This is a genomic window from Cellulosimicrobium cellulans (assembly GCF_024124905.1).
Taxonomy (GTDB): Bacteria; Actinomycetota; Actinomycetes; order Actinomycetales; family Cellulomonadaceae; genus Cellulosimicrobium; species Cellulosimicrobium cellulans_G.
In genome coordinates, this window is record NZ_JAMXST010000003.1 from 810,148 (window position 1) to 816,349 (window position 6,202).

General features: G+C 75.5%; 3 protein-coding genes. All 3 read left to right on the forward strand.

What is annotated here, in order from left to right; genetic code table 11:
* Window positions 1-56 precede the first annotated feature (56 nt).
* The 3 genes from NHH00_RS12255 to NHH00_RS12265 all read left to right on the forward strand — a co-directional run bounded on the left by NHH00_RS12255 (window position 57) and on the right by NHH00_RS12265 (window position 6,026).
* Window positions 57-821 (forward strand): SDR family NAD(P)-dependent oxidoreductase, encoded by a 765-nt coding sequence (locus NHH00_RS12255; RefSeq protein WP_253052454.1) that lies wholly within the window; start codon window positions 57-59, stop codon window positions 819-821.
* A 25-nt stretch (window positions 822-846) separates the two neighbouring features.
* The gene (gene pyrE / locus NHH00_RS12260) at window positions 847-1,422 is read left to right on the forward strand and encodes an orotate phosphoribosyltransferase (RefSeq protein ID WP_253052456.1); all 576 of its coding nucleotides are present in this window, start codon (window positions 847-849) and stop codon (window positions 1,420-1,422) included.
* Window positions 1,423-1,676: 254 nt separating this feature from the next.
* Complete coding sequence (locus tag NHH00_RS12265) at window positions 1,677-6,026, forward strand: HtaA domain-containing protein (RefSeq protein WP_253052458.1); 4,350 nt, start codon at window positions 1,677-1,679, stop codon at window positions 6,024-6,026.
* Window positions 6,027-6,202: the final 176 nt, after the last annotated feature.

Genomic DNA, 6,202 nt, shown 5'->3' on the forward strand with positions numbered 1-6,202 from the left:
GCGGCCCCACCCCCGCCTGCGGGCGTCCCGGTCCCGGGCGCCCGTAGGCTGTGGCCATGGCGACAGCACTCATCACCGGCGCGAGCGCCGGCCTGGGCCTGGAGTTCGCGTGGCAGCTCGCCACGGCGCGGCACGACCTCGTGCTCGTCGCGCGCGACGAGGCGCGCCTCGAGGAGGTCGCCGGACAGATCCGGGCCGCCGCGGGCGTGCGGGTCCAGGTCCTCCCGGCAGACCTCTCCGTGCCCGACGACGTCGCGCGCGTGGCCGAGCGCCTCGCCTCTCCCGGCGGCCCGGACGAGCGCCCGGTCGGGCTGCTCGTGAACAACGCGGGCTTCGCGACCCAGCAGCACTTCGTGGACGGCGACCTCGACGTCGAGCTCCGTGCGCTCGACGTCATGGTGCGGGCCGTCCTGGTCCTGTCCCACGCCGCCGCCGGTCAGATGACCGCGCGGGGGCGGGGCGCGATCCTCAACGTCGCGTCCGTCGCGGCGCTCACCGCGGGCGGCACCTACGCCGCCGCGAAGGCGTGGGTGCGCTCGTTCACGGAGGGGCTCGCCGTCGAGCTGCACGGCACCGGCGTCACCGCGACCGTGCTGTGCCCGGGCTTCACCCACACGGAGTTCCACGACCGCGCCGGGATCGACAAGTCCGTCCTGCCCGACCTCGCGTGGCTCGACGCCGACCGCGTGGTCTCCGCGGCGCTCGCGGACGTGCGGCGCGGCGTCGTCATCTCGACCCCGTCGGTGCGCTACCGCGTCGCGTCGGCCGCCCTGCGGGCGATGCCGCGCTCGGCCGTCCGGGCGATCGGCAAGTACCGGTAGACCGGGAGCCGACTACGCTGGCGGCGTGACCAGTGATCTCTCCTCGACGCCCCGCGAGCAGCTGCTCGACCTCATCCGCGAGCTCGCCGTCGTGCACGGCCGGGTGACGCTCTCCTCGGGCAAGGAGGCGGACTACTACGTCGACCTGCGGCGCGTGACGCTGCACCACCGCGCGGCGCCGCTCATCGGGCACCAGCTCCTCGACCTCCTCGAGGAGCGCGGGCTCGGGACGGCCGAGGTCGACGCGGTGGGCGGGCTGACGCTGGGGGCGGACCCGATCGCGACCGCGCTCCTGCACGCCGCGGCCTCGCGCGGGCAGGACCTCGACGCGTTCGTCGTGCGCAAGGCCGCGAAGGCCCACGGCATGCAGCGGCAGATCGAGGGTCCCGACGTCGCCGGCCGCAAGGTCGTCGTGGTCGAGGACACCACGACGACGGGCGGGTCCCCGATCACCGCGATCGAGGCCGTGCGCGCCGCCGGGGGCGAGGTCGTCGGGGTGGCGACGATCGTCGACCGCGCGACGGGCGCGGGCGAGAAGATCGAGGCGCTCGGCGTGCCCTACCACTTCCTGTTCAGCCTGGAGGACCTCGGCCTCGCCTGAGCCCGGACGGTCCCCGGCGCAGCGCCGCCGCCTGCCTGACGACGCCCCGTGGCCGTGCCGCGGGGCGTCGTCGTGCGGGTCAGGCGGTGCGGCGCGACGTGCGACGAGGCGTGCGTCACATCGAGATAGGTCAGGCTTACCTTGCTTTGGTGAGGCGAGCCTTATATGGTCCGTCACGACGGAGCGTCAGCACGCTCCGCGTCGTCGGTCCCGCTCCCCGCCGGGACCTCGCCCGGACCAGCACGGGAGACCTTGTGCGCACTTCCTCGTCGAGACGCGTCCGCCGCGGCCTCGCCTCCTTCCTCGCCGCGGCACTCGCCGCCGGCCTCACCGTCGCCGGCACGTCCGCCCCGGCCCAGGCCGCGCCGGCCGAGATCCGGGGCGGCTCGGCCACCTGGAACTTCAAGGACTCCTGGACGGGCTACGTCGGCGGCGCGGGCACCATCACGCCCGCGCTGGTGGGCGGGAAGTCCGTCTACCCCTCCGCGTCCGGGAGCGTCGACCCGGAGACCGCCGTCGGCACGGTCCGCCTCGGCGGCTCCGTCCGCTACTCCGCGCACGGCGGCGCGCTCGACCTGACGATCTCCGACCTCCGGCTCGCCGTCACGGGCCCGACGTCGGGCGTGCTCACCGCGGACTTCACGTCGGCGGGCACCGTGTCGGACGACGTGGTCGTCGCGGAGGTCTCCGTCGGCACCGCACGCGCGGGGGACACGCTCGTCCTCACCGCGAACGGCACCTTCGCCGCGGGCATCGCGGCGGTGGACCCCCAGTTCGGCGGCTACGTCGACGAGCCGATCTCGACGCTCACCGCGACCCTCGACGTCCCCGCGCCCGTCGCCCCGGCGACCGCGACGTCGACGGCGCTCGCCGTCGCACCGTCCGGCGCGTCCGTCGCGGGCGCCCCGGTGACGCTCACCGCGACCGTCGCGCCCGCCGCCGCGGGCACGGTCGAGTTCCGCGACGGCGGCGCCGTGCTCGGCGCCGCGCCGGTGACCGACGGCGTCGCGCGCCTCGAGACGTCGGCCCTCGCTACGGGTGCGCACGAGCTGAGCGCGGCGTTCACGCCCGCCGACCCGGCGGCGTTCGTGGCGTCCGCCTCCGGCGCCGTCGCGCACACGGTGACGGAGCCCGCGACCGAGCCCGAGCCGGAGCCGGTCGCCGACCCGGTGGTGACCGTCTCGCCGTCGGCCCCGGTGGACCCGGCCGTGGAGAACACGTTCACGGTCTCCGGCACCGGCTTCGTCGGTGCGGGCGCCGCAAACGGCGCCTACGTGCTCCTCGGGGACGCCTCGATCTGGGACGGCAGCGGACCGCTCGTCGCGAGCGGCTGGCTCGCCCAGGGCTGGGTCATGCCGCAGCAGGTGCGCGACGGCGCGTTCACCACGACCCTCACCGTCCCGGCGGGCACGCTGGACCCGGCCACGGAGTACGTGGTCGCGACGTCCGCCGCCCACGCGCTCTCCGCGACCGACCGCAGCCTCGACACGTTCACGCCGGTCGCGGTGCAGGGCGCCACGACCCCGGGACCCGGCTGGGAGCCGTCGATCGAGCTGTTCGCCGCCGACGGCACCACCCCGCTCGGCGACACCCCGGTCCGTCCGGACGACACGATCGTCGTCAAGGGCTCGGGCTTCGACCCGGAGGCGAATGTCGCCCCCGAGGGCAACCGCCCGCCGATCTCCGGGGGCATCCCGGCGGGCACCTACGTGGTGTTCGGCAAGTTCGCGCCGCAGTGGCGGCCGTCCCAGGGCGCGGCGTCGTCCGCGCGCAAGGCCGGGTCGCAGCAGTGGGCGCTCGCGTCCGCGGCCCTCGACCAGGTCGACCCGCGCTACCAGGGCGCGATCCGCGCCCAGTGGGCAGAGCTCTCCGAGGACGGCACGTTCACGGCCGAGCTCGTCGCGAGCGAGCTCGAGCTCGACGGCGGCCGCTACGGCGTCTACACCTACGCCGCCGGCGGCACCGTCAACGCCGCCCAGGAGCTCTACGCGCCCGTCGCGTTCACGACCGAGCCCGCCGCTCCCGTGTGGGAGCCGGAGATCGCGGTCCTCGCCGAGGACGGCGTGACGCCGCTCGGTGACACGGCGGTCTCGGTGGGCGACACGATCGTGGTCCGCGGCTCGGGCTTCGACCCCGCGGCGAACGTGGGTGGCCGCGGCGTCCCGATCCCGGCGAGCCTGCCGCAGGGCACGTACGTCGTGTTCGGGAGCTTCGCCGAGCAGTGGCGCCCGTCCGAGGGCGCGGCGTCGTCCGCGCGCAAGGTCGGGTCGCAGGTGTGGGCCCTCGCCGAGCCGGTGCTCGACCAGGTCCCCGCCCAGTACCAGTCGGTGGTCCGCGCGCAGTGGACGGACATCGCCGCGGACGGCACGTTCGAGGCGCGGCTCGTGGTGAAGAGCCCGGGGCTGCTCGACGGCGGCCGGTACGGCGTCTACACCTACGGCGCCGGCGGCGTGAGCAACGCGGACCAGGAGCTCTTCGCTCCCGTCGCGTTCGACGCCCCCGCGTCGCTCACGCTGACACCCGCCACGACGACGGTCGCGGCCGGAGGCAGCGTCCGGCTCACCGTGGGCGGCCTCGTCGAGGGCGACGACGTCAAGGGCGTGACGTTCGGCGGCAAGGCCGCGACCTTCTCGCGCGACGGCACCGCGATCCTGCTCACCGTCCCGGCCGACGCCGCCGCGGGGCCCGTCCCCGTCGTCGTGACCTCCGAGCTCGGGGTGACCGGCAGCACGACGCTCACCGTCACGGCCCCGGCTCCGGGGGCTCGACCGACCACGACGACCCTCGCCTCCTCGGCGACCTCGGTCGTCGAGGGGACGGCGGTGACGTTCACGGCGACCGTCACCCCGAAGGCGGCCGGCACGGTCCGGTTCACCGCCGGGGACACGGCCCTCGACACGGCGACGGTCGTCGACGGCGCCGCGTCGTACCGGGCGACCGGTCTCGCGGCCGGGTCGCACGCCGTGACGGCGACGTTCGTCCCGGCGGACAGCACCGCGTTCGTCGGTTCGACCTCGTCGCCGGTCACGGTGACGGTGACGGCGAAGCCGTCGGTCCCGACGACGGCAGGCGCTCTGACCTGGGGCGTCAAGGAGTCGTTCCGCAGCTACATCCAGGGCCCGGTCGCGGGCGGTGGCGCGACGGCGACGAACGGCGCGAGCGTCGTCGACGGCGTCTTCCGCTTCGGCCAGGCGGACGGTGGCACGTGGACCGCCGCGAGCGGCCGCGGGACCGTCGCGTACGCCGGGACGGTCCGCTTCACCGGACACGCGGGGGCGCTCGACCTCACCCTGGCGAACCCGGTCGTCGAGGTCACCGGCCCGGGCGCTGGCCGCCTGCTCGTCGACGCCCGCTCCACGGGCCTCGACGGCTCGACGTTCGACCGCAAGGGTGTCGCGGTCGCGACCCTCGCGCTCGGCGCGCCGACGACGAGCGCGGACGGGTCCGTGACGTACACGGACGCCGCGGCGACGCTCACCGCGGACGGCTCGCTCGCGTTCGTCGGCTTCTACCCGGCCGGGACCGCGCTCGACCCGGTGACGTTCACGGTCGGCGCGACGGCGACCGGACCCGGGGGCGGCGGCACGATCGGCACCCCGGGCGACGGCTCGACGGGCGGCTCGGTGGACCGGACGAAGGCGACGCTCTCGGCGTACCAGGCCGCCCCGGGCGACGAGGTCACCATCAGCGGCATCGGGTTCGGCACGAACGAGGCGGGGATCCGCACGGAGATCCGCTCGACCCCGCGCACGCTCGCGACGGGCGTCACGGCGAACGCCGGCGGCGCCGCGACCTCCACGGTGACGATCCCCCAGGACGTCGCCCCGGGCGAGCACACGCTGCTGCTGGTCGGCGCGAACCACACGGCGTCCGCGCCCATCACGATCGTCGGCACCGGGACCACCGGCACCGGGACGGGCGGCGCGGCGGAGCAGTGCTTCGCGCAGGGCGTCAACGGCGCGACGCTCTCGTGGGGCGTGAGCGACCGGTTCCGCGCGTACGTGACGGGCCCGATCGCGAAGGGCTCGGTCTCGACGAGCGGCGTGCAGGACTCCGGCTCGGCGTTCACGTGGAGCGGCGGCAAGGGCTCGTTCAACACGGACCTGGGCAAGGGGCGCGCGAGCTTCGGCGGCTCGGTGTCGTTCTCCGGGCACGAGGGCATCCTCGACCTGCAGATCAGCAACCCGCGCGTCGTCGTGAACGGCTCGTCGGGCACGCTCGTGGTGGACGTCCGGAGCAGCGACATGGAGGGCACCAAGAGCTCGTCGAACGGCGTCGCGTTCGCGAGCCTGGACCTGTCGGGCAAGAAGTCGACGTCGGGCTCCACGATCACGTGGAGCGGCGCTCCCGCGACCCTCACGGCCGCCGGGGCGAAGGCCTTCGCCGGGTTCTACGAGGCCGGCACGGCGCTGTCGCCCGTGACGTTCGGCTTCCCGATCGGCGGCGACGTGGAGTGCGACGCGTACTCGGGCGCGCTCGCCTCGACCGGGACGGACGCGGGCAGCCTCGCGCTCCTCGCCGGGACCCTGCTGCTCACGGGCGGGGCGATCCTGGCCGTGCGGCGCCGGCGCGCGGGTGGCGTCCAGGCGGTCGCGACCGCCTGAGCCACCGGCCCCCGGCACGACGGCGCCCGGTCACCTCACGAGGTGACCGGGCGCCGTCGTGCGTGCGGGGGGAGCGGGGGCGTCAGACCAGGTCGACGAGGTCCGCGACGGAGTCGACGACCTTGCTCGGGCGGAACGGGAACCGGTCGACGTCGGACATCTTCGTGGAGCCCGTC